This window comes from Saccharopolyspora hattusasensis, assembly GCF_050972075.1.
Taxonomy (GTDB): domain Bacteria; phylum Actinomycetota; class Actinomycetes; order Mycobacteriales; family Pseudonocardiaceae; genus Saccharopolyspora; species Saccharopolyspora hattusasensis.
Genome location: NZ_JBPCDC010000001.1, coordinates 2,587,777 through 2,610,423 on the forward strand (window position 1 = coordinate 2,587,777; position 22,647 = coordinate 2,610,423).

Sequence of the window (22,647 nt, forward strand, 5' to 3'; positions counted from 1 at the left end):
GGGCACAGCCTGAGAACCCGCGACGGTGCCAGTTGCGTGCGTGGCAGAAAGCGGCCGACGCCGCTTGCCTGACGCCAACGTCGAAGTTGAACACGTCGCCACACCCCTGAACCGCACGAGCTCCAAACCACCCAAGACGATACGGCCCGCCCCGGGAGTCCGGGACGGGCCGCATCGAACTGTGCGTTTTCCGATCACTGCGCCGGGGTCTCGGCCTCCGGCTTGGCCTCGCCCTCGGCCTCGTCATTGACCAGCACCAGGCTGATCTTGCCGCGGCTGTCGATGTCGGCGATCTCCACGCGCAGCTTGTCTCCGACGTTCACCACGTCCTCGACCTTGCCGATGCGCTTGCCGTTGCCCAGCTTGGAGATGTGCACCAGGCCGTCCTTGCCCGGCAGCAGCGAGACGAACGCGCCGAAGGCCGCGGTCTTGACCACGGTGCCCAGGAAGCGCTCGCCGACCTTCGGCAGCTGCGGGTTCGCGATGGCGTTGATCTTGTCGATCGCGGCCTCCGCGGACGGGCCGTCGGCGGCACCGACGTAGATCGTGCCGTCGTCCTCGATGGTGATCTCCGCGCCGGTCTCCTCGGTGATCGAGTTGATCATCTTGCCCTTCGGGCCGATGACCTCGCCGATCTTGTCCACCGGGATGCTGATGGAGGTCACCCGCGGGGCGTGCGGGCTCATCTCGTCGGGCTTGCCGATCGCCTCGGCCATCACCTCGAGGATGGTGAACCGGGCGTCGCGGGCCTGGCCGAGCGCCTGGGCCAGCACCTCGGACGGGATGCCGTCGAGCTTGGTGTCCAACTGCAGGGCGGTCACGAAGTCCTTCGTGCCGGCGACCTTGAAGTCCATGTCGCCGAAGGCGTCCTCGGCACCGAGGATGTCGGTCAGCGCCACGTAGTGGGTCTGACCGTCGACCTCGTCGGAGACCAGGCCCATCGCGATGCCGGCCACCGGCGCCTTCAGCGGCACACCCGCGTTGAGCAGCGACAGCGTCGAGGCGCAAACCGAGCCCATCGAGGTTGACCCGTTGGAGCCCAGCGCCTCGGAGACCTGCCGGAGCGCGTACGGGAACTCCTCGCGCGACGGCAGCACCGGCATCAGCGCCCGCTCGGCCAGCGCACCGTGGCCGATCTCGCGCCGCTTCGGGCTGCCGACTCGGCCGGTCTCACCGGTCGAGTAGGGCGGGAAGTTGTAGTGGTGCATGTACCGCTTCGTCGTCTCTGGGGACAACGAGTCGATGGTCTGCTCCAGACGCAGCATGTTCAGCGTGGAGACGCCCAGGATCTGGGTCTCGCCGCGCTCGAACAGCGCCGAGCCGTGGGCCCGCGGGATCACGCCGACCTCGGCGGACAGGCTGCGGATGTCGGTCAGCCCGCGGCCGTCGATGCGGACCTGGTCGCGGATGATCCGCTGGCGCACCAGCTTCTTGGTCAGCGACCGGAACGCGGCGCCGATCTCCTTCTCGCGGCCCTCGAACTGCCCGCCCTCGCCGGTGCCGGCCTTCTCCAGCACCGCGGCCTTGATCTCGTCGAGGCGGTTCTCCCGCTCCTGCTTGCCGGCGATCTTCAGCGCCTCGGCGAGCTCACCGGAGACGGCCTGCTCGACGGCAGTGAAGGCGTCCTCGGCGTAGGCCGGGAACACCGGGAACTCCTGGATGGCCTTGGCCGCGGCCTGCGCGAGCTGCTGCTGCGCCTGGCACAGGGTCCGGATGAATGGCTTCGCAGCCTCCAGACCGGCGGCGACGACCTCCTCGGTCGGCGCCTGCGCACCACCGGCAACCAGCGCGACGGTCTTATCGGTGGCCTCGGCCTCGACCATCATGATCGCCACGTCGTCGCCGACGATGCGGCCCGCGACGACCATGTCGAACACGGCCCGCTCCAGCTGTTCGTGGGTCGGGAATGCCACCCACTGGCCGTCGATCAGCGCCATCCGGGTGCTGCCGATCGGGCCGGAGAACGGCAGACCGGACAGCTGGGTGGACGCCGACGCGGCGTTGATCGCCAGCACGTCGTAGAGGTCGCCCGGCGCCAGGCTCATCACCGTGACGACGACCTGGACCTCGTTGCGCAGGCCGTCCACGAAGGACGGGCGCAGCGGCCGGTCGATCAGCCGGCAGGTCAGGATCGCGTCGGTGGACGGGCGGCCCTCGCGGCGGAAGAACGAGCCGGGGATGCGGCCCGCGGCGTACATCCGCTCTTCGACGTCGACAGTCAGCGGGAAGAAGTCGAAGTGCTCCTTCGGCTGCTTGGAGGCCGTGGTGGCGGACAGCAGCATGGTGTCGTCGTCGAGGTAGGCGACGACACTGCCGGCGGCCTGCTTGGCCAGTCGGCCAGTCTCGAACCGGACGGTCCGGGTGCCGAACGCGCCGTTGTCCAGCACCGCGGTCGCCTCGTACACGCCCTCATCGATCTGGGGTTCAGTCAAGGTTGACTCCTCGGGTTCACGAGGCCCACGGCAGGAGCATCCGGATCGTGGTCCGACGAGGCCGGCCATCGATCGAAGCCCCCGGGAACGTCTGTTGCGACGACTTGCCCGGCAGCCACTACCGAGGACCGGCGGACGCCTGTCCGGTGCGTGCCACCGTGAGCGCTCTTCAGTTGCGACGGCGCCGGGCGCCGTCCGTCTTTCATGCACCGGGGGGAGCGGCCCGTTGGCCGCTCCCCCCGGTTTTCGTCAACGACGCAGACCGAGTCGCTGGATCAGCGAACGGTAGCGTTCGATGTCCACCTTGGTCAGGTAGTTGAGCAGCCGGCGGCGGCGGCCGACCATCAGCAGCAGGCCACGACGCGAGTGGTGGTCGTGCTTGTGCTGCTTGAGGTGCTCGGTCAGCCCGGTGATCCGCTTGGTCAGCAGGGCCACCTGGGCCTCCGGCGAACCGGTGTCGCCGTCCTTCAGGCCGTACTCGGCCAGGATCTGCTTCTTGTCTTCAGTGGACAACGCCACGAGTTGACTCTCCTTCGATGTCCCGTGTCAGCTGCACCAGACCAGCCGGTCGGGTAGCGGGTCGACGCGCAGTCGACCGGATTCGGCCACCACGGACTGCAGCCGTTCCACAGGCCAGGATAACAGGGAGGACTGCTACTACCGGGTTAGCCCGCGCTTAGCCCGGCGTCTCTCGCGTCACCGCGACGCGGTGCACCGTCCGGTAGTCGTGACCGCCTTCCCGCAGGTCACTGCGCACCACGGCCAGCTCGCGCGACTGCCACCAGGGGCCGGCGTAGCCGGCGAACAGCCCGGGCAGCAGCTCCCGGTCGGCGCGCCCGGCGGCCCATCGGGCGATGGTGAGGTGCGCTGTGTAACCGCGCGGATCGCCCCCGGCCGCGCGCACCAGCGCGCGCAGCGCGGCGTCGTCGGAATCGGTGCCCGGCTCGACACCGATCCACAGCACGCCGCGGAACGTTCCAGCACCGGCCAGCCGGAGCTGCGGCGGCGCCGGGTCTGCCGCCAGCAGGCGGGCGACCCGGTGGTCCAGTCTCTCGATCACGTGCTGCTGGTCGGCGTCGTCGCCGTGGAAGCGCAGCGTCAGGTGCCAGCGCTGCGAAGGCGTGAAGCGGAACTTGCGCAGTCCAGCGGTGGCCTCGGCCACTCGGTCCGGGCGGAGCCTGTCGACTGCCGACGCCAGGTGCCGCACCGCCTCTTCCGACGGCCACAATGCGGTGAACAGACGCATGTTCCCCAGTGTCCGTGCGACTTCAATGGAAATCGACCCGCCGACTTCTATTGAAATTGGACCTTCGATTTCAATGGAAATTGCGGACCGTCGGCGTGTCGCGCCACGACACGCCGACGGCTGTGGGGCCAACCTCCGCAACTTCCATGGAATTCGCACCCGGGGAAGTGGTCAGTTTTCGTCGGCGGCGCGGCGGAGCAGCTGCGCCAGCGCCGGGTAGCGACCTTCGAGCAGCGACGCCGCCGCCTCCAGTTCGCCGGGCTTGGCCACCTCGCGCAGCACCGGCCAGGCGGCTTCCTCGCCGTTGGCTGCGTGCATGACCGGGAGGTTGTCGCGCCCCACCGACGGTTGCGACTGCCGGACGTCCTCCAGGGCCTGCTTGATCGCGTCCGACTCGCCCGCGGCGACCCCGGGGATGAGCACCTTGCGCTCCAGCATCACGAGCCGGGCCAGCACCGACGGGTTGCCGATCTTGGCGCGGCGCCCGCTCATCACCTGGCTGAGCATCGGCGCGCTGATCCCGAGGACCTCGGCGAGCTGGGCCTGCGAGATGCGGAACGCAACGACCAGGCGGCGCACCCGGTCCCCCAGCGGCTCGCCGTACCACTGCCGCTGCAGCTCCAGGTTCCGCTGGACGTTGCTGCTCTCCGCCACCTTCGCTCCCCCCATGTCTGCGCCGACCCGGCCGCGGACGGCTGCTGGTCCGGCTGTGAATACTGCCAGGTCACCGGCCCGGCGCGGACGGGAATCCGAAATATGTTCCGCTCGCGGTGCGCCAGGCAGCCGACGCGACTGCCCCGTTCGGGGGACCGGACCGCCGGATCTCACCCGTTCGCCCCCAGGATGCGCCGCGTTTCGGCGACGTCCAGGTGCATCTGATCGATCAGCGCGTCGACCGTGTCGTAGCGCTCCATCGACCGCAGGCGCTGCACGAAGTCCAGGTCGACGTGCTCGCCATAGAAGTCGGCGTCGACATCCAGCACGTACGCCTCGACGGTGCGCTCGGTGCCGGAGAAGGTCGGATTGCTGCCAACCGACACCGCCGCCGGCAGGGTCTTCCCCTGCTCCTTCGAGCCGCGTCGGCGGTGCGTGAACCACGCCGCGTACACGCCGTCGGCCGGGATCGCCGCGTGCGGCGGGGTGGACAGGTTGGCGGTCGGGAAGCCGAGTTCCTTGCCACCGCGCCCGGCGCCGCGCACCACGATGCCCTCCAGCCGGTGGTTTCGGCCCAGCGCGGAGGCGGCCGCGACGACGTCGCCGGCGTCGATGCAGGAGCGGATGTAGGTCGAGGAGAAGGTCACCGAAGTTCCGTCCGCGTCATCGGAGCGCTGCACCGGCCCGGAGACCAGCGCATCGGACTCGACCTCGAAACCGAACCGCTCGCCGAGCTTGGCGAGCAACTCGATGTTGCCGGCCGCCTTGTGGCCGAAGGTGAAGTTCTCGCCGACCACGATCTCCGCCGCGTGCAACCGCTCCACCAGCATCGCGTGCACGAATTCCTCGGCCGGGATGCGCGAGACCTCGCGGGTGAACGGCAGCACGCAGAAGACATCCACGCCGAGCTGTTCGACGAGTGCGGCGCGCCGCCGCAGGGTGGTCAGCTGCGCCGGGTGACTACCAGGGCGGACCACCTCGGAGGGGTGCGGGTCGAAGGTCATCAGCACGCAGGGCACGTTGCGGCGGTGGGCCTGCTGCACGGCGTGCGTGATCAACTGCTGGTGCCCGCGGTGCACCCCGTCGAAGACGCCGATGGTGACCACGCACCGGCCCCAGCCACCGGGGATCTGCTCCAAACCACGCCATCGCTGCACGACCAGGAAGCCTACTGCGCCGCCAGCCGGTCGCTCGAACGCCACCGCCCGTGCCGCAGATCACGCGGCGCGGGCGGTCGACCGGGACGGGTTGCGCCGGGGCGCGGTGGGCGGGCTTTGCCTTCGAACTCCGGTATGGCCGGTGCTGGGTGCCGTTGCCGCAGGTCAGCTGTCGTGAGTGCGAGATCGGGTTCTTACCGGTTCTCGCACTCACGACTCCTGGTTCGCGCACACCCGCATGCTGTTGTCCGCGCCCGCGTTGACCGGCTGCTCCAGGGAGTCGTTGGCGCCGGGCAGGGTGACCGAGACCGCTCCCGGCGTGTGGCACCCGCCGTCGTCACCCGACGCCATCCAGCGGATGAGGAAGGACGCGCGCGCCTTCTCGCCGTAACCGTCTGCTAATCAAGGGGGTTCGTCCGGCTTCGATCAGTTCGCCGGAAGGATCACCAACACCGCCTTCGCGGTCCGGCCGCGGTCGCGGACCAGGGCGACCGCGCGACCGTCCGGATCGAACATCCCGTAGGTGCCCTCGACCCCGGCCGCAGGCACGACCTGGCCGTAGGAGAGGGCCCTGGCGACGGTGGAATCCACGTTGCGGCGCGGAAAAGCGGCCTCGACCGCCTGGTCAAGGCTCATCGACAACCCGGGCTCGGACTCCAACTGCTCCAGGGTGCGCGCCGTGACCAGCCCGAACGGACCGACCCGGGTGCGGCGGAGTTCGGCGAGGTGCCCGCCGACACCGAGCCCGGCGCCCAGGTCCCGCGCCAGCGCGCGCACGTAGGTGCCCGACGAGCATTCGACGAGCACGTCCAGGTCGGTCGTCCGCTCGGTGCGGCGCAGCGCCAGCACATCGAAGCGCGACACCGTGACCGGACGCGCGGCCAACTCCACGCTCTCGCCGTTGCGCGCCAGTTCGTAGGCGCGCCGGCCGTTGATCTTCACCGCGCTGACCGTGCTGGGCACCTGCTGGATGTCGCCGGTGAGTTCCGCGAGCCCGGCCCGGATCGCCTCCTCATCCACTGCGGACGCGTCCACTTCGGACACCACGTCGCCCTCGGCGTCGTCGGTGGTGGTGGCCGCGCCCAGCCGGATCGTGGCGAGGTAGGCCTTGGTGTCCAGGGCGAGGTGGCCGAGCAGCTTGGTGGCCCGCTCCAGGCCGAGAACCAGCACTCCGGTGGCCATCGGGTCCAGCGTCCCGGCGTGGCCGACGCGACGGGTGCCCATGATGCGGCGAACCCGCGACACTACGTCGTGCGAGGTCATCCCCGCCGGTTTGTCGATCACCAGCAGGCCGGGCGGAACGGTGGGACGCGTTTTGCGGGAGCGTTCGGACACGAGGCACCATCTTCCCCGACCCGGAACGGGGCGCGTCGCCAGGGTGGCGGCGCCGTGACGAGGAGGTTTCCCGGTGGCGTTCCGAACGATCAGGCGCTTCGGCGACCCGGTGCTCCGCATGGCGGCCGAGCCGATCACGGTCTTCGACCAGCGGCTGCGCACGATCGTCGCGGACCTGCTGGACACGTGGACGCGCCCGGGCACGCCGGGGTCGCCGCGCCGCAGATCGGCGTCGGGGTGCGGGCGTTCGGCTTCCGCATCGACGGTGAGATCGGGTACGTGCTCAACCCGGAGGTCGTGGAGCTCTCCGACGAGGCGCAGGACGACGTCGAGGCGTGCCTGTCGCTGCCCGGGCTCGGCTTCGAGACCCGCCGCGCCCAGCATGCCGTCGTGCGCGGCGTCGACGTGGACAACGAGCCGATCACGGTGTCGGGCAGCGGCCTGATGGCGCGCTGCCTGCAACACGAGACCGACCACCTCGACGGCGTGGTCTACATCCAGCGCCTCGACCCGGAGCACCGCCGAGAGGCCTACCGCCAGGTCCGCGAGCAGGACTGGTTCTGGCAGTGACCACCCGGCGGCCTGCGCGTTCCCGCTGGCCCCGGACCTGCGCTTACGCGGTGGCCGGTGCGGGTGTTGCGCCGACTACGGCCCAGCGGCCGGAGCGGGACCGCAGCAGCAGCGTGATCAGGCGGAGGACCATGAACAGGCTCAGGCCGGTCCAGATCCCGGCCAGGCCCCAGCCGAATGCCAGCGACAGCCAGATCAGCGGCAGGTAGCCGATGGCCGCGCTCAACAACGTCGCGGTGCGCAGGTAGGCCGCGTCGCCGGCGCCGAGGAAGACCCCGTCCAGCGCGAACACCACGCCCGCGACCGGCTGCAGGAACACGAAGAACCACCACGCGTGCGGGATTTCCGACAACACCGCGCCGTCGGTGGTGAACAACGTCGGCAGCAGACCGGACAGCGCCGTGAACACCAACCCGAGCACGGCGCCGAACACCAAGCCGTACCAGGTGACCTGCCTGGCGATCCCCTTGGCGCGCGGCGCGGAACCGGCGCCTAGCGCCGCACCGACCAGCGACTGAGCCGCGATCGCCAGCGAGTCAAGCACGAGCGCCAAGAATGTCCACAGCTGCCACACCACCTGATGCGCGGCCGCGCTCTCCGCGCCGGTCCGCGCCGCGACCGACGTCGCCGACAGGAAGCACGCCTGGAACGCCAGCGTCCGCAGCACCAGGTCACGGCCGAGCCCGAACTGGGCGCGCATCTTCGCGGGATCCGGCCTCAGCGGCGCCCGCTCGACGACCAGCGCCCGCATGAACAGCGCGGCGGCGATCGTCTGGCCGATCAGGTTCGCGACCGCCGAACCCTCCAGGCCCCAGCCGAAGGGGTAGACGAACAGCGGGCACAGCACCGCCGACACACCGTTGCCGACCAGCACGTAGCGCAGCGGACGTGCGGTGTCCTGCACGCCGCGCATCCAGCCGTTGCCCGCCATCGTGATCAGCACCATCGGCGCGCCGCAGAGCGCGATGCGCATCCAGGTGCCGGCCGCGTCGGCCACCGGCCCGGGCCCGGCGAGCAGTTCGGCCACTGGGACCGCCACCAGCTGCGCGAGCAGCAGGAGCACCACGCCGACGCAGATCCCCAACCACGTCGCCTGCACGCCTTCGGCGACGGCGTCCTTGCGGCGCCCGGCACCGTGCAGCCGCGCGGTGCGTGCCGTCGTGCCGTAGGTGAGGAACGTCAGCTGGCTCGACACCAGCGTGAACAGCGTGCCGCCGAGCGCCAGTCCGGCCAGCGGGACCGCGCCGAGGTGTCCGACGACGGCGGTGTCGACGAGCACGTAAAGCGGTTCGGCGGCGAGCACGCCCAGCGCCGGCACCGCGAGCGCCAGCAGTTTGCGCGGCGCTACGCGCTCCCCCAGATCGGACACGCTGCCTCCCGGTAAGCTGTGATCGACGGGTTCACCCCTGACGCGCCAGGGTACGGTAAGGACCGCACATGGACAACGCTGATTACGCTACGGTGGCGCTCAGGCTCGCCAGCGCCGACCTGAGCACCCTGGACTCGGTGCGCGCAGCACTCCACGACGAGCCGTGGTGGGCCGACCGGTTGCACGAACCCGACCTGCCGGTGCTGCGCGGCGTGGCCGACGGGCTGCGCCGGGCACTGGACGCGATGGTGTTCGACGATGGCGAGACCGTGCTCGCGGAGATCAACGCGCTGCTGTCGGCGCACCCGCCCCGGCCCAGGCTGTCCGGGCACGGAGGCCGCGACGGCAACCCGAACTGGCACGTCCACGTGGCCGGACCGGACGCACCCGCGGTCGACGAGGTCGCCGCGGCCGCCGCGTGGGGCTTGGCGCAGGGTGTCGTCCAGCACGGCACGACGCGCTGGGGACGCTGCGGAGCCGAGGGCTGCGGCACCTACTTCCTAGACACCTCGACGAACCAGGCCAAGCGCTTCTGCAGCCCCCGCTGCGCGAACCGGATGCACGTCGCAGCCTTCCGAGCCCGCCGCCGAGCCTGAGCTGGCGCCGATCCGGAGCCACCCACAACCGTCACCAAGTCGGGCCCCTACCTGCCGAAGTCCCGCCGGAGAAGTCCCGCCGGAGACCGCCGGAGTCCGCAATTTCCATTGAAATCGAAGCTTCGATTTCAATGGAAATTGCTCCCGAACGGGGACGCGTCAGTCCAGGAGTGGGGCTTCGTCTAGGGCTTTGCGGAGCGCCGCGATGATGTCCTCGGCCGGGCCCTGCGCCGTGAAGCCGGACGCGAGCCGGTGCCCGCCACCGCCGCAGGCAGCAGCAGCGTGACCGACGTCGACGCGACTGTCGGCGCGCAGCGACACCGACCAGTGCTGCGGCGCGGTCTCCTTGAGCACCGCCGCGACCTCTGCCTCGCTGGTCGTGCGAACCACGTCGATGACGCTGTCGACGTCCTCGCTGCGCAGGCCGTCGGATTGCGCCAGCCGGACCGTCGCGTGTACCAGCCCCAGTCCCTGCGCCGCGGCCGACTCCAGCTCGGCTTCGCCCAACACGCCGGAGAGCATGCTCAGCCAGCCGAACGGATGCGTGTCCAGCAGCGGCCGCGTCGTCGCTTCCGGGTCCACCCCGGCCTCCAACAGCCGCGCCGCCACCCGGTGCGTCCAGGCGCTGGCGTGCCGGAACGAACGGGTGTCGGTGACCAGGCCCGCGTAGAGGCACCGAGCGATAGGCAGATCGAGCTCCTCGCCGAGCTCGTCGAGCAACCGCAGCACGATCATCACCGTCGCCTCGGCGTGCTCGTCGACCACGTGCAGCGTGCCGTAGCGGGTGTTCGAAACGTGGTGGTCGATCACGATGACGTCACCGCCGGCGGCGATCGTCGCAGGCACCCGATCGGCGAGCCGACCGAGCCGCTGCAGGCTCCCGGTGTCGCAGACGACCAGTAGCGGCGGCGCGGCAGGCACCTCGTCCGCGGGCACCACCAACCCGTCGCCGTCCAGATCGCGTAGCGAGAACGGCGGCAGCTCCGGTTTCCCGAACGACACGCGGACCGTGCAGCCCCGCCGCCGCAGCACCCTACCCAGCGCCAACGCGCTGCCGAGCGCGTCGGCGTCCGGGTTGATGTGCGCGAACAAGGTCACGTCCGAGGCTTCGGCCAGCTTGCGGGCGGCCTCGGCAACGGCTGGTGCGACCGGGTCGACGCCGGCCGACGGACCGCCGCCGGAACGGCCGGATTCGGATTGCCCGCGCACAGGTTCACCTCCACGACATCGGCGGCCTTGCTGACCGCCTCTGTCCAACGCACCTGATGCTGCGTTGCGACTCAACCACTCTGTGGCCCACGACGCACATCGGCGTCGGAAAACGACTCCAGGTCTGCACCGTCGGTGGCGAACTCGTCATCGTCGGTGCTGGTGCGGTACGGGTCGGCGTCACCGGCGGGCATCGCGCCGGAAGCCAGTCGGGCCACCTCATCGTCGGCCTCCTTGGCCTTGGCGAGCAGCTCCTCCATCCGCCGCGCGTTGTCCGGCACGGTGTCCGCGACGAAGGTCAGCGTCGGGGTGAACCGGACGCCGGTCTGCTGGCCCACCCGGGACCGCAGCACCCCGGTCGCGCTGGCCAGCGCCGCGGCGGTCGAGGCGTAGTCGGCGTCGTCGCCGAACACGGTGTAGTACACAGTGGCGTCCCGCAGGTCGGGGGTGACCCGCGCGTCGGTGACCGTCACCATCGCCAGCCGCGGGTCCTTCACCTCGTGCTCCAGCCCGGATGCCACGATCTGCGCGATGCGCTTGGCGAGCCTGCGGGCGCGCGCCGTATCAGCCACAGCGCACCTCCTTCGGGGAAAGTTCAGTTCATCTGACAAGCGGTGCCAGCCGCTTGCGGTGTGGGACTCCGTTCGCACCGCCGCGGGGGCGACGGTAACTCCCGCAGGAGCCGGCACCCGCACCGCGACGCAAAACGACCGCGAAAAGCTCCTAGTCCTCCGGCCCCAGCATGCGCTGCCGGGCCGAAAGCAATTCGAGTTCGGGGCGTGCGGCGACCAGGCGCTCGCATGCGTCCAGCACATCGCGCACGTGCGCGGCGTCGCCGGAGACCGCCGCTACGCCGAACAGCGCGCGGCGGTGCAGGTCCTGGTTCCCGGCCTCGGCGACGGCAACCTCGAAGCGCCGCCGCAACTCGGCCATCACGGGCCGGACGACAGCACGCTTCTGCTTCAGGGAGTGGACATCGCCGAGCAGGACGTCCAGTTCGAGCACACCAACGTACATGGGTGGTCCTCACGCAGGAACGAACCGCTGCGCAGGGGGCCGCCGAAGTGACGACCCCCTGCGCAGTACCGGCTCAGTCGCGCGGCTTCTCGCGCATCTCGTAGGGCTCGATGACGTCCCCGACCTTGATGTCGTTGTACGACCCCAGGGTCAGACCGCATTCGAAGCCTTCGCGGACCTCGGTCGCGTCGTCCTTGAACCGCTTCAGCGAGTTGATGCTGAGGTTCTCGGCGACCACCACGTTGTCCCGCAGCAGGCGTGCCTTGGCGTTGCGCTTGATGATGCCCTCGATGACCATGCAACCTGCGATGGAACCGACCCTGGAGGACTTGAAGACCTCGCGGACCTCGGCCCTGCCCAGTTCGACTTCCTCGAACTCGGGCTTGAGCATGCCCTTGAGGGCCTGCTCGATGTCCTCGATCGCGCGGTAGATCACCGAGTAGTACCGGATCTCCACGCCCTCACGGTTGGCGACCTCGGACGCCTTGCCCTCGGCCCGGACGTTGAAGCCCAGGACGATGGTGTTCTCCGCGGTGGCGAGGTTGATGTCCGACTCGTTGATGCCACCGACCCCGCGGTGGATCACCCGGAGCTCGACCTCTTCGCCGACCTCGATCTTCATCAGGGACTCTTCGAGCGCCTCGACGGTACCCGAGTTGTCACCCTTGATGATCAGGTTCAGCTGGTTGGTCTCCTTGAGCACCTTGTCCAGGTCCTCGAGGCTGACCCGCTTGCGCTTGGCCGCGTTCTGCGCCTCGCGGATGCGGGCCCCGCGGCGGTCGGCGATCTGCCGGGCCACCCGGTCCTCGTCGACTACCAGGAAGGTGTCGCCCGCACCCGGCACCGACGTGAAGCCGATGACCTGCACCGGCCGCGACGGCAGCGCCTCGGAGACGTCCTCGTCGTTCTCGTTGATCATCCGGCGGACGCGACCGTAGGCATCGCCGGCCACCACCGAGTCGCCGACCCGCAGCGTGCCGCGTTGCACCAGCACCGTGGCCACCGGACCGCGGCCGCGGTCGAGATGGGCCTCGATCGCGACGCCCTGGGCGGGCATGTTCCGGTTGGCCCTCAGGTCCAGCGCCGCGTCCGCGGTGAGCAGGATCGCCTCAAGCAGGTTGTCGATGTTGGTGCCCTGCTTCGCCGAGATGTCGACGAACATGGTGTCGCCGCCGTACTCCTCGGCAACCAGGTTGTACTCGGTCAGTTGCTGACGGATCTTGGCCGGGTTCGCACCCTCGACGTCGATCTTGTTGACCGCGACCACGATCGGCACACCGGCCGCCTGGGCGTGGTTGATCGCCTCCACCGTCTGCGGCATGACGCCGTCATCGGCGGCCACCACCAGCACGGCGATGTCGGTCGACTTGGCACCACGGGCACGCATGGCTGTGAACGCCTCGTGACCGGGGGTGTCGATGAACGTGATCGGCCGCTTGTTGCGTTCCAGCTCGGTGATGACCTGGTAGGCACCGATGTGCTGGGTGATGCCACCGGCCTCGCCGGCCTGCACGTTCGTCTTCCGGATGGTGTCCAGCAGTCGCGTCTTACCGTGGTCGACGTGACCCATGACGGTCACCACCGGCGGACGGGCCGCCAGCTCGTCCTCGGAGCTGCCCGGGTCGCCGTAGCTGATGTCGAACGACTCCAGCAGCTCCCGGTCCTCGTCCTCCGGACTGACCATTTCGATCTGGTAGTTCATCTCCTGGCCGAGGAGCTCCAGCACCTCGTCGGAGACGGACTGGGTCGCGGTGACCATCTCACCGAGGTGGAACATCGCCTGTACCAGCGAGGCCGGGTTGGCGTTGATCTTCTCGGCGAAGTCGGTCAGCGAAGCACCGCGGCGCAGGCGAACAGTCTCGCCGTTGCCGCGCGGGAGGCGGACGCCGCCGACCGACGGCGCCTGCATGTTCTCCATGTACTCCTGGCGCTTCTGCCGCTTCGACTTGCGACCGCGCTTGGCCGGACCGCCGGGGCGACCGAACGCACCGGCCGCACCGCCGCGACCACCGGGACCGCCCGGACGGCCACCGCCGCCGCCGGGACGACCGCGGAAGCCACCGCCGGCCGGGGCGCCGCTGGGCGCACCGCCGCCGCCACCGCCACCGCCGCGGAAGCCGCCGCCCCCACCGGGACGACCGCCGCCACCGCCGGGACGACCGCCACCGCCGCCGCCCGGTCCACCACGACCGCCGCCACCGCCGCCGCCACCACCACGGCCGCCGCCGGGACCGCCACCGCTGCGCTGCGGCCGGGGCGGCATCATGCCGGGGTTCGGACGGGGCGGCATCATGCCCGGGTTCGGGCGCGAGCCACCGTCACCGCGCGGCGCGTTGCCCGCGGCCGGTGCCGTGCCGGCACCCTGACCGCCGCCCTGGCGCTGGCCGCCAGGACCACCGTGACCGCCGTGCTGGCGGCCGGGGCCCTGCCCGCCGCCCTGACGGCCACCCGGGCCCGGCCGCGGCGGCCGCTGCTGCGGCGCTCCGCTGCCGACGCCGAACGGGTTGTTGCCGACGCGCGGCTGCCGCGGGCCTGGCTTCGGCGCCTTCGAGCGCGGCGGGACCACGCCGGCGTCGCCGTCGCCGCCCGGCTTCGGGCTCGGCTTCGGGCTGGGCTTAGGGCTCGGCTTCGGACCGGGCTTCGGGCCCGATGCAGGCCTGTGCTCGGTCTTGGGGCCCGGCGCCGGTCGGGTCTCGGCCTTGGCGGCCGGGACCTGCTCGACCGGCTTGAACTCCGGCTCGGGCCTGGGGATCGGCTTCGGGCCCGGCTTGGGGCCGGGCTTGGGACGCTCACCGGCCGGCCCCTCGGGGCGCGGACCGGGCTTGGGTCCAGGCTTCGGCGCCGCCGCTTCGGCGCGGGACGGCCTGGGCTCTGCCGGAGCGGGCTTGCCGCCGCCGCTGGCGTCGCTCTTCTTCGACGCCGAGGGCTTGGCGAGCGCGTCACGGAGCCTGCGCGCCACCGGGGCTTCCACGGTGGACGACGCGGACTTCACGTACTCGCCCTGCTCGGCGAGCTTGTTCAGAACTTCCTTGCTGGTAACACCGAGCTCTTTGGCGAGCTCATGTACGCGGGCCTTGCCTGCCACTGCTCTCCTCATCTGGGTGAGGCCGGGCGGCAGTCCCGCTCGACCTCGTCCTATCGCCGATGCGCGTTCATGGCTTCAGCTTCACGGCTGATTCATGACGGGTCGACCTGCTTTCCTTCAGTTGCCTGGCGCGGGACGGATCCCGCGTCGGTCATGTCTTGAGCTGCCAGCGGCGGTTGCCCGGCACTCAGGTGAGCCTGCACGGCTGAGGTGTCCAGGGCTCCCGGCGCACGCAGTGCACGCGGAAAAGCCCGGCGCCGCTCGGCCAGACGAAGGCACGCCGGATCAGGGTGCAGCCATGCTCCCCGGCCCGGTTGCCGACGTCGTGGATCGGGAACAGCGACGGGACCCGCCCGACCGACCTTAGCCACCACTCGCAGCAGCTCCGAGGACGACGTCCGGGCACGGCACCCCACGCAAGTACGCACCGGCCCACGGCTCTCGCCGCGTTCGCCGGAGACACATGTGCGGATTGTCGCTCCCCTCGCGTCGACCTCCTGTGATTCTAACCCGACGAGGTTACTCGGCCGAACCCACGGTCGGCAGACCTTCCACCGCGGGGTCAAGCCCGGACGCCTGCGCCGGGGGCTGGCCCGCCGCACTGGTGGGTTCACCGGGGTCGGCGTCGCTGCGGATGTCGATCCGCCAGCCGGTCAGCCGCGCCGCCAGCCGGGCGTTCTGGCCTTCCTTGCCGATCGCCAGCGAGAGCTGGAAGTCCGGCACGACCACCCGAGCGGTCTTGGTCCGCTCGTCCACGACCTCCACCGAGACTACCTTGGCCGGCGACAGGGCGTTGCCGACAAAGGTGGCCGGGTCGTCCGAGTAGTCGATGATGTCGATCTTCTCGCCACCCAGCTCGCTCATCACGTTGCGCACCCGGGAGCCCATCGGCCCGATGCAGGCGCCCTTGGCGTTGACGCCGCTGACCGTCGAGCGCACCGCGATCTTGGAGCGATGCCCGGCCTCCCGCGCCACCGCGGGGATCTCCACGGTGCCGTCGGCGATCTCCGGCACCTCCAGCGCGAACAGCCGCCGCACCAGGTTCGGGTGGGTGCGCGACAGCGTGATCTGCGGTCCGCGCGAGCTCCGGGAAACCCCGACGACGTAGCACTTGATCCGGGTGCCGTGCTCGTAGTTCTCGCCGGGCACCTGCTCAGCGGAGGGAATCACACCTTCGCTGTCCCCGACCTGCACGATGACCATGCCGCGGGAGTTGGCCCGGGCGTCACGCTGGATGACGCCGCCGAGGATCTCACCTTCCTTGGCGGCGAACTCGCCGAAGGTCCGCTCGTGCTCGGCATCGCGCAGGCGCTGCAGGATGACCTGCCGCGCGGTGGTCGCCGCGATCCGCCCGAAGCCCTCCGGGGTGTCGTCCCATTCCTCCTCCACGCTTCCGTCGGCGGCCAGGGTGTGCGCGATGACCCGCACGACACCGGTCTTGCGGTCCACCTCCACCCGCGCGTGCGACTGGTGCCCTTCGGTGTGGCGGTATGCGGTGAGCAGTGCCGATTCGATCGCTTCCAGGACCGTCTCGAACGGGATGTCCTTGTCGCGTTCGATCGCACGCAGCGCCGCGATGTCGACGTTCACCTCGACTCCTCCGTGTCTTCCTGGTCGTCCCCCGCTTGGGAAACGCCGCCCGCAGCACGCTCCAGCTTGACCAAATCCTCCGCCGGTGGCTGCTGGAACTCCACCTCGACCACCGCGCGTTCGACATCACGGTAGGCCACCCGGCGCAGCTCGCCGCCGACCAGCACCGTGACGCCTTCATCATCGGCTTCCCCGACCCGCGCCACAAACTTCTCGCCGCCGGTGAACCTGATCTTGACCAGCCGGTAGCGCGCCCGCCGCCAGTGCCGCGCGCGGGTCAGCGGCCGGTCCACGCCCGGCGAGGTGACCTCCAGCGTGTAGGAGCCGGCCAGGACATGCTCGTGCGCGTCCAGCACCTCCGACACCGCGCGGCTGACGACGGAGATCTCGTCGAGGCCGACCCCGTCGTCGGAGTCGATGACGACCTTGATCAGCCGGCGGCGGCCGGCCTGCTGCACGTCGAACTCCTCCAGGTCGAAGCCCGTTCGAGCCACGGCCTCGGCTACGACGGGCTCCAGCTGCGCGGTGATCGCACCGCGCGGCGGGCTGGACACGTTGGCACTCCCTAAATTTCGATCGGGGTCTGTACAGACCTGGCAACATCGCGGCACCGGTCGCGGGGCCGGTCAGCCCGCGGTGCCGACACGACCATGCTGTCTGTGCCGGCCGCGGTCGACCAGGGTATCGCGTCCACCCGCACCCGAGCGCGGCATGGGACCCCAACGATCGGCGGATCGAGTCGGCGACCATGCGGATCCCCACCGGCGGTGCCGGGGCGTTCGGCCGGGTGATCGCCTGGCAGGATACGACGGCGTGGAATCCTCCTCGCGAGCCAGGTCGGTGCTGGGGCGGCGGAGCGTGCTGCGGCTGTTCGCGGCCGTGCCAGCAGCCGCCGCGTTGACCGCGGCGTGCAGCTCGGCACCCGACGAGCCCGACCCGTTGTTGGCACTGGCGGCGGCGGCGAAATCCGACGCCCAGCTCGCGAAGGCGATCGCGCAGTCGCATCCCGAACTGGCCGACGCCGCCAACGAGATCGCCACCGCGCGGAGCGTGCACGCCGACGCGATGCAGCGCGAAATCGACCGGCTCGCCCCGCGCGATCCGAAAGACCCGCCGTCGGTGCCTGATCCGGCGCCGAAGCAGGCCCCGGGATCGGCGAACGCAGCGGCGCAGGCGCTGCGCGATGCGCTGACCGGGGCGCAGGACGCGGCGGCCAAGCTAGTACCGGGGCTGCCGCCCTACCGGGCCGGGCTGGCGGGGTCGGTCTCGGCGAGCTGCGCGAGCCTGCGGGAGGTGCTCGGATGACGGAGCTTTCGGAGGAAGCGGGCAATGCGCTGCGAAGCGCGTTGAGCGCGGAGCACGCGGCCGTGTGGGTGTACGGGCTGGCGAGCGCGTTCGTGGGCGAACCCCGCGTGCGCAGCGCGATCGACGACGCGATGAAACAGCACCAGAGGCTGCGCGACACCGCGGAGCGGACGCTCCGCGACGCGGCGCAGACGCCGCCGGCGGCTCAGCCGGCGTACTCCGTCGGGGGGCCGGTGAGCGGCCAGGAAGCGGCGATCGGGCTGTTGGTCACGGCGGAGAACGACTGCGAGATCGGCTGGCGGTCGGTGCTGGAGAACTCCGAGGACCCCGCGCTCCGCGGCATCGCGCTCGATGGCCTCACCACCTCAGCGGTCCGGGCCACCCGCTGGCGGCTCACCATCGGCAGGCAACCGGCCGCACAACCCTTCCCCGGCCAGCCATGACCTCCCCGGCCGCCGACGCGGGTGCGCGGGTGGGCCCGTGCGCGGTTTTACGGACTCGCAGGAACTGACCAGCGGAAACGCGGCGCTACCGGGAGCGAACCGGGGCGTGTGGGACCTGCCGGGAAGTCCGGGTGTCAGCGCGGGGTCTGTTCCTGGGGCCAGCCGAGCTTCAGGACTTCGCGGGTCACGTCGAGCAGGGCCGGGTCCTTCTTCGGCGTGTTCTTGTCGTAGTAGGCCGAGTCGCCGATCACCACGAGCCGGAACTGGCGGTCCGAGGCGTAGGCGTCGTCTTCCAGCGCGGGCATGCCCTTGGTGCCGTCCCGGCCGTCGTCGACCAGGTCCCGGATGTTGCCAGTGCCGTCCTTGGTGGTCAGGTCGTTCAGCTGCTGGGCGGTCGCAGCGTCCGGCATCAGGACGGTGACCAGCGAGGTCAGCACACGGGTGCCGTCGGGCAACGTGGTGCTGTAAAGCGCCCGCGTGAGGTGCGTGCACTCCTGCTTCTGGAAGAAACTCTTGATCTTGGCGGTGGAGACGTTCTGGCAGCCCTGGAACGCCTCTTCGCGGTGGATCGGCGTGAACTGGTAGCGCGGCAGGTCCGGCGGCGGCGGCGCGGCCTCCTCGCCGCTGTCCGGCTTCAGCATCAGCCAGATCAGGCCGGACAGCACCGAGATCACCAACAACCCGAGCCCTCGCAGCAGCCAGCTCGCCGACGTGATGCGGCGCGGTTGCGACACCGGGGCGGCCCGCCGACTCGTCGGCTGGTGCACCTGCGGTCGCGGCGCATCGGGGCGTGGCGGTTCGGGGTGGGGCGGTCCGGGGTGGGGCGGCAGGTCCTGGCGGGGCGGCGCGGCGAACGCAGGCCGGGTGGCCTCTCCCGGTGGCACCGCCGACGCGCGATCAGGCCTGATCAGCGAATTGTCGCGGCGCAGCGGCGTGGTTTCACGCTGCGTGTTGTCTTGTGCTCCCGTCATCTCTTCGGGCACACCTGGTCGGTCCGGCACGAGCACCAACGGTAGCGGGCGCGGATTACAAGATGGACACCCCTGATGTTCATCGCAACGCGAGCACCGCGCGCTCGACGTCGGCACCGGTGTTGTAGAGGTGGAACGACAGCCTGGCCCGGCCCGCCCGCGCCGCGCAGGCGACCCCGGCCGCGGTCAGCTTCGACACCGCGTCGGGCACCTGCACCGAGACGATCGCCGAGCCTGCGGCGGGCAGGTCCAGGGCCGTCCGGAACTCGTCGGCCAGCCCGGCGCAGTGCTTGGCGACGGCGGTCATGTCGATCCCAGCCAGCCAGTCCATCGCCGCGGCCGCCCCGACCTGCGCCAACCACGTGGGCGAGAGGTCGAGCGCGCGGGCGCCGTCCGCCAGCCGCAGGGGCAGGCCGTAGGTGGAGCTCCACGGGTCCTGGCCCGCGTACCAGTTCGCACTGCTCGGCCGGATCTCGGGCGCATCCGGGTGGACCGCCAGCCAGGCGGCGCCGCGCGGCGACAGCAGCCACTTGTAGGCCGCGCCCACGACCCAGTCGGCCCAATCGAGCTGCAACGGCAGCCAACCGAGTGCTTGCGTGACGTCGAGCAGCACCCGCGTCGAGTTCGCCGCGGCGACCTGCCGCAGGGCGTCGAGATCGGCGATCCGGCCGTCGCTGGACTGCACGACGCTGACCGCGACCACGTCGTGATCGGCGGCGTGCTCGGCGATCTCGGACAGCTCGACCTCGGTCACCCGCACTCCCCTGTCCCGCTGCGCGGCGAAGGGGAAGACCACGCTGGTGAACTCGTTCGCGGCGACCAGCACGCGGGCCCCGGCCGGCAGGCTCGCGGCGACCAGGCCGACGAGTTGGGAGGCGGTGGATCCGATCGCCACCCGGTCCGCGGTGGTGCCGATCAGGCGGGCGAACGCGGCCCGCGCGGTGGCCACGGCCGGGTCGAAGTCCTTCGGTCCGTCGAGGCCGCTTCCCCAGCGCGCCACCGAATCGGCGACCGCGCGGGCCGCGTCGACGGGCGGGATGCCGATGCTCGCGGTGTTCAGGTAGCCGTCCGGGACGTCGAAGGTCGAACCGAATGCCTCTCGCATGCCCGCATCCTCGCACCGGCTGGGCCGATTCGATACGGCTGCCTAGTGTAGAACCCATGCACAGCGAGGAAATCGAGGTCCGGACCGGCTCCGTGGAGGTCGTCTACGACCTGGGCGCGGAGTGCGACCGGTTCCTGTGTTCGGCCGGGGCCCGCGACGGGCTGCTCAACGTCTGGGTGCCGCACGCGACCGCCGGGCTGGCGATCATCGAGACAGGCGCGGGCAGCGACGACGACCTGCTCGCCGCGCTGCGGGACCTGCTGCCTGCGGACGACCGCTGGCGGCACCGGCACGGTTCGCCGGGGCACGGCCGGGACCACGTACTGCCCGCGTTCGTCCCGCCGTACGCGACAATCCCGGTGCTGGGTGGCGAACTCGCACTGGGCACCTGGCAGTCGGTGTGCCTGGTGGACACCAATGTGGACAATCCGGTTCGCCGAGTCCGCCTGAGCTTCCTACCCGGCTGAGCTCGGACTCGCCAATTCGAGCGAAGATCTTGTGCGGGGCGTTCCCGGGCGCGCAATCTTTGCGTTCGTGACGACAACAACTGGTGGCACCCGCCGACTCGCCCGCGTGGTGTCCGCGGGCGTGGTCGGAACCACCGTCGAGTTCTACGACTTCTTCCTCTATGGGGCCGCCGCGGCCACCGTCTTCGGGCCGGTCTTCTTCCCGCACCAGGACGGGCTCCTCGCCGTGCTGCTTGCGCTGGTCACCTATGCCGTCGGGTTCGCCGCCCGACCGCTGGGCGGGCTGGTGTTCGGCCACTTCGGCGACCGCGTCGGCCGCAAGCGGCTGCTGGTGGTCAGCCTCGTCCTGATGGGCTCCGCGTCGGTGCTGATCGGCCTGCTGCCGGGTTACGAACAGATCGGGGGCGCCGCGCCGCTGTTGCTGACGTTGTTGCGGCTGGTGCAGGGCTTCGCACTCGGCGGCGAGTTCGGCGGCGCCGTGCTGCTGGTGGCCGAGCACGGTTCCCGCGACCGGCGCGGCTTCTGGACCGCTTGGCCGCAGACCGGTGGGCCGCTGGGCAACCTGCTCGCGACGGCGGCCCTGGCCGCGGTGGCAGGCAGCACGACCGGTGCGCAGTACTCGGCGTGGGGCTGGCGGATCCCGTTCCTCGCGTCGATCCTGCTGGTCGTCATCGGTTTGTGGGTGCGGCTGCGGGTCGCCGAGTCACCGCTGTTCCGCGCCGTCGCCGAGGAACGCCGGGAGGCGCGAGCGCCCGTGTTCCAGGCGCTGCGCCAGTACCCGCGGCAGGTGTTCGCGGTTTTCGCGGCACGCGTGGGGGAGAACGCGGCGTTCTACGTGTTCACGATCTTCCTGCTGGTCTACGCGGGCAACATCGGAGCGCCCACGGCGCTCACGACCACTGCCGTCACAGTCGGCTCCCTCGTGCAGGCGTTGGCGATGCTCGGCGGCGGGGCGTTGTCCGACCGGCTCGGCCGCCGCCCGGTGGCGGTCACCGCCGCCATCGGATGTGCACTGTGGACGATCACCTTCTTCCCCATGGTCGCGAGCCACGACCCGGTGCTGGTGTTCCTGGCGGTGGCGGTCGGCCTGCTGCTGCACGGCACGATGACCGGGGCGCAATCCGCCTTCTACGCCGAGCTTTTCGGCACTTCGGTGCGCTATTCAGGTGTTTCGGTGGGGTATCAGGCCGCCACGGTGTTCGCCGGTGCCGCCGCGCCGCTGGCCGGCGCGGCGCTGCTGCGGGCGACACATTCGGCGATGCCGGTGGCGATCATGCTCGTCTGCTGCCTCGCGCTGACGGTGGTGGGCATGTCGATCGTCACGGAAACGGCCCGCAGCGACCTCGCGTCCTGACACCTGGGATGGCCCGCTCCGGGCGTTCGGCTGGCAGGATGGTGCGGTGACCCGACTCGTGCTGTGGGACATCGACCTGACGCTGATCGACGCCCGGGGCTTCGGCTCCCGCTGGTACCGCCGCGCGCTCGCGGACGTGACCGGCAAGGCGCTGCACCGCATGCCGGACACCGCCGGCCGCACCGAGCTGGCGATCACCACCGACGTGCTGGAGATCCACGGCAGCACCCCCGACGAGCCCACGATCGCGGCCATGTTCGCGGCGCTGACCAGCGCGGTCGCCGAGACGCGCGACGAGCTGTCGCATCGTGGCAGCGCGCTGCCGGGAGCCGCGCGGGCGCTGACGGCGCTGGCCGCCGAGCCGAGGTTCACCCAGACGCTGGTCACCGGGAACCTCGCGGAAGTCGCCTTCCACAAGCTCGAGTCGTTCGACCTGCACCACCACATCGACTTCGAGATCGGCGGTTTCGGCGCCGCCTCGGTGCACCGCCACGACCTGATCGCCGACTCCGTCGCCAAGACCGAAGACCGCCACGGCAAGCCGATCTCCCCCGACTCCGTCGTGGTCGTCGGCGACACGCCGCACGACATCGCGGGCGCGCTGCGCTTCGGCGCCGTCGCGGTCGGCGTGGCCACCGGTTCCAGCAGCGAGGACAACCTCCGCGCCGCCGGTGCCCACGCCGTGCTGCCCACCCTCGCCGACACCGACGCGGTGCTCGCCGCGCTGTCGTGAGCTCACCGT

The 22,647-nt window shown here is 70.8% G+C and carries 23 protein-coding genes and 1 pseudogene; 7 read left to right on the top strand and 17 right to left on the bottom strand.

Going from position 1 to position 22,647, the window contains the following annotated elements:
- Nucleotides 1-194: 194 nt before the first annotated feature.
- The 7 genes from ACRXBZ_RS11410 to truB form a co-directional block, all read right to left on the bottom strand.
- Complete coding sequence (locus ACRXBZ_RS11410) at nt 195-2,432, bottom strand: polyribonucleotide nucleotidyltransferase (RefSeq protein ID WP_168584853.1); 2,238 nt, start codon at nt 2,430-2,432, stop codon at nt 195-197.
- Between the two features lie 249 nt (nt 2,433-2,681).
- On the bottom strand, nt 2,682-2,951 hold the full coding sequence (gene rpsO / locus ACRXBZ_RS11415; protein ID WP_168584854.1) for a 30S ribosomal protein S15: 270 nt from the start codon (nt 2,949-2,951) through the stop codon (nt 2,682-2,684).
- Between the two features lie 157 nt (nt 2,952-3,108).
- Entirely contained in the window at nt 3,109-3,678 is a 570-nt protein-coding gene (thpR, locus tag ACRXBZ_RS11420) for an RNA 2',3'-cyclic phosphodiesterase (protein ID WP_433879097.1), read from the bottom strand.
- 171 nt (nt 3,679-3,849) lie between these two features.
- Complete coding sequence (locus ACRXBZ_RS11425; RefSeq protein WP_433879098.1) at nt 3,850-4,332, bottom strand: helix-turn-helix domain-containing protein; 483 nt, start codon at nt 4,330-4,332, stop codon at nt 3,850-3,852.
- A gap of 170 nt (nt 4,333-4,502) precedes the next feature.
- Nucleotides 4,503-5,489, bottom strand: coding sequence for a bifunctional riboflavin kinase/FAD synthetase (locus ACRXBZ_RS11430; protein WP_433883853.1), 987 nt, complete (start codon nt 5,487-5,489; stop codon nt 4,503-4,505).
- Between the two features lie 210 nt (nt 5,490-5,699).
- Complete coding sequence (locus tag ACRXBZ_RS11435; RefSeq protein WP_433879099.1) at nt 5,700-5,840, bottom strand: hypothetical protein; 141 nt, start codon at nt 5,838-5,840, stop codon at nt 5,700-5,702.
- Between the two features lie 75 nt (nt 5,841-5,915).
- A complete protein-coding gene (truB, locus tag ACRXBZ_RS11440; protein ID WP_168584857.1) occupies nt 5,916-6,824 on the bottom strand; it encodes a tRNA pseudouridine(55) synthase TruB in 909 nt (302 codons plus the stop codon).
- A 73-nt stretch (nt 6,825-6,897) separates the two neighbouring features.
- On the opposite strand from truB, the pseudogene def reads away from it, so the two are divergent.
- Nucleotides 6,898-7,394 (top strand): annotated as a pseudogene (def, locus tag ACRXBZ_RS11445) (peptide deformylase).
- Nucleotides 7,395-7,437: 43 nt separating this feature from the next.
- Here the strand turns inward: def and ACRXBZ_RS11450 are convergent.
- A complete protein-coding gene (locus ACRXBZ_RS11450; RefSeq protein WP_433879100.1) occupies nt 7,438-8,763 on the bottom strand; it encodes an MATE family efflux transporter in 1,326 nt (441 codons plus the stop codon).
- 68 nt (nt 8,764-8,831) lie between these two features.
- On the opposite strand from ACRXBZ_RS11450, the gene ACRXBZ_RS11455 reads away from it, so the two are divergent.
- Nucleotides 8,832-9,359 (top strand): CGNR zinc finger domain-containing protein, encoded by a 528-nt coding sequence (locus ACRXBZ_RS11455; protein WP_433879101.1) that lies wholly within the window; start codon nt 8,832-8,834, stop codon nt 9,357-9,359.
- A 159-nt stretch (nt 9,360-9,518) separates the two neighbouring features.
- Here the strand turns inward: ACRXBZ_RS11455 and ACRXBZ_RS11460 are convergent, their stop codons facing one another.
- From ACRXBZ_RS11460 to rimP, 7 genes are all read right to left on the bottom strand, one after another.
- Entirely contained in the window at nt 9,519-10,568 is a 1,050-nt protein-coding gene (locus ACRXBZ_RS11460) for a DHH family phosphoesterase (RefSeq protein ID WP_433879102.1), read from the bottom strand.
- Nucleotides 10,569-10,639: 71 nt separating this feature from the next.
- Nucleotides 10,640-11,140, bottom strand: coding sequence for a 30S ribosome-binding factor RbfA (gene rbfA / locus ACRXBZ_RS11465; RefSeq protein WP_168584860.1), 501 nt, complete (start codon nt 11,138-11,140; stop codon nt 10,640-10,642).
- Between the two features lie 151 nt (nt 11,141-11,291).
- On the bottom strand, nt 11,292-11,585 hold the full coding sequence (locus ACRXBZ_RS11470) for a DUF503 domain-containing protein (protein WP_433879103.1): 294 nt from the start codon (nt 11,583-11,585) through the stop codon (nt 11,292-11,294).
- A 73-nt stretch (nt 11,586-11,658) separates the two neighbouring features.
- Nucleotides 11,659-14,670, bottom strand: a complete 3,012-nt coding sequence (gene infB / locus ACRXBZ_RS11475) for a translation initiation factor IF-2 (protein ID WP_433879104.1) — start codon at nt 14,668-14,670, stop codon at nt 11,659-11,661.
- 92 nt (nt 14,671-14,762) lie between these two features.
- Nucleotides 14,763-15,284 (bottom strand): YlxR family protein, encoded by a 522-nt coding sequence (locus ACRXBZ_RS11480; RefSeq protein WP_433879105.1) that lies wholly within the window; start codon nt 15,282-15,284, stop codon nt 14,763-14,765.
- The gene (gene nusA / locus ACRXBZ_RS11485) at nt 15,190-16,260 is read right to left on the bottom strand and encodes a transcription termination factor NusA (RefSeq protein ID WP_433879106.1); all 1,071 of its coding nucleotides are present in this window, start codon (nt 16,258-16,260) and stop codon (nt 15,190-15,192) included. Before nusA ends, ACRXBZ_RS11480 begins: the two co-directional genes overlap by 95 nt.
- Nucleotides 16,257-16,814 (bottom strand): ribosome maturation factor RimP, encoded by a 558-nt coding sequence (gene rimP / locus ACRXBZ_RS11490; protein ID WP_168584863.1) that lies wholly within the window; start codon nt 16,812-16,814, stop codon nt 16,257-16,259. Before rimP ends, nusA begins: the two co-directional genes overlap by 4 nt.
- A 259-nt stretch (nt 16,815-17,073) precedes the next feature.
- Between rimP and ACRXBZ_RS11495 the strand changes: the two genes are divergently transcribed.
- Both ACRXBZ_RS11495 and ACRXBZ_RS11500 read left to right on the top strand, forming a co-directional pair.
- Nucleotides 17,074-17,565, top strand: a complete 492-nt coding sequence (locus ACRXBZ_RS11495) for a hypothetical protein (protein ID WP_433879107.1) — start codon at nt 17,074-17,076, stop codon at nt 17,563-17,565.
- A complete protein-coding gene (locus ACRXBZ_RS11500) occupies nt 17,562-18,008 on the top strand; it encodes a ferritin-like domain-containing protein (RefSeq protein WP_433879108.1) in 447 nt (148 codons plus the stop codon). The genes ACRXBZ_RS11495 and ACRXBZ_RS11500 overlap by 4 nt, the downstream gene beginning before the upstream one ends.
- A 134-nt stretch (nt 18,009-18,142) precedes the next feature.
- Here ACRXBZ_RS11500 and ACRXBZ_RS11505 read toward each other — a convergent pair whose 3' ends face one another.
- Both ACRXBZ_RS11505 and ACRXBZ_RS11510 read right to left on the bottom strand, forming a co-directional pair.
- A complete protein-coding gene (locus ACRXBZ_RS11505) occupies nt 18,143-18,979 on the bottom strand; it encodes a hypothetical protein (RefSeq protein ID WP_433879109.1) in 837 nt (278 codons plus the stop codon).
- 79 nt (nt 18,980-19,058) lie between these two features.
- Complete coding sequence (locus ACRXBZ_RS11510; RefSeq protein ID WP_433879110.1) at nt 19,059-20,084, bottom strand: aminotransferase class V-fold PLP-dependent enzyme; 1,026 nt, start codon at nt 20,082-20,084, stop codon at nt 19,059-19,061.
- A 56-nt stretch (nt 20,085-20,140) separates the two neighbouring features.
- Between ACRXBZ_RS11510 and ACRXBZ_RS11515 the strand changes: the two genes are divergently transcribed.
- The 3 genes from ACRXBZ_RS11515 (at nt 20,141) to ACRXBZ_RS11525 (ending at nt 22,638) form a co-directional block, all read left to right on the top strand.
- Nucleotides 20,141-20,551: a YjbQ family protein gene (locus tag ACRXBZ_RS11515; protein ID WP_433879111.1), complete on the top strand. Its 411-nt coding sequence runs from the start codon at nt 20,141-20,143 to the stop codon at nt 20,549-20,551.
- A gap of 121 nt (nt 20,552-20,672) precedes the next feature.
- Nucleotides 20,673-21,905: an MFS transporter gene (locus tag ACRXBZ_RS11520; RefSeq protein WP_433883854.1), complete on the top strand. Its 1,233-nt coding sequence runs from the start codon at nt 20,673-20,675 to the stop codon at nt 21,903-21,905.
- A gap of 46 nt (nt 21,906-21,951) precedes the next feature.
- A complete protein-coding gene (locus tag ACRXBZ_RS11525; protein WP_433879112.1) occupies nt 21,952-22,638 on the top strand; it encodes an HAD family hydrolase in 687 nt (228 codons plus the stop codon).
- Nucleotides 22,639-22,647 lie beyond the last annotated feature (9 nt).

What these genes read in the sequence shown, in the direction of transcription:
- ACRXBZ_RS11515 (WP_433879111.1), top strand. Translation starts at nt 20,141, where the DNA reads ATGCACAGCGAGGAAATCGAGGTCCGGACCGGCTCCGTGGAGGTCGTC.
- ACRXBZ_RS11500 (WP_433879108.1), top strand. Translation starts at nt 17,562, where the DNA reads ATGACGGAGCTTTCGGAGGAAGCGGGCAATGCGCTGCGAAGCGCGTTG.
- ACRXBZ_RS11455 (WP_433879101.1), top strand. Translation starts at nt 8,832, where the DNA reads ATGGACAACGCTGATTACGCTACGGTGGCGCTCAGGCTCGCCAGCGCC.
- ACRXBZ_RS11435 (WP_433879099.1), bottom strand. Translation starts at nt 5,840, where the DNA reads ATGGCGTCGGGTGACGACGGCGGGTGCCACACGCCGGGAGCGGTCTCG.
- ACRXBZ_RS11505 (WP_433879109.1), bottom strand. Translation starts at nt 18,979, where the DNA reads ATGACGGGAGCACAAGACAACACGCAGCGTGAAACCACGCCGCTGCGC.
- ACRXBZ_RS11510 (WP_433879110.1), bottom strand. Translation starts at nt 20,084, where the DNA reads ATGCGAGAGGCATTCGGTTCGACCTTCGACGTCCCGGACGGCTACCTG.
- ACRXBZ_RS11470 (WP_433879103.1), bottom strand. Translation starts at nt 11,585, where the DNA reads ATGTACGTTGGTGTGCTCGAACTGGACGTCCTGCTCGGCGATGTCCAC.
- thpR (WP_433879097.1), bottom strand. Translation starts at nt 3,678, where the DNA reads ATGCGTCTGTTCACCGCATTGTGGCCGTCGGAAGAGGCGGTGCGGCAC.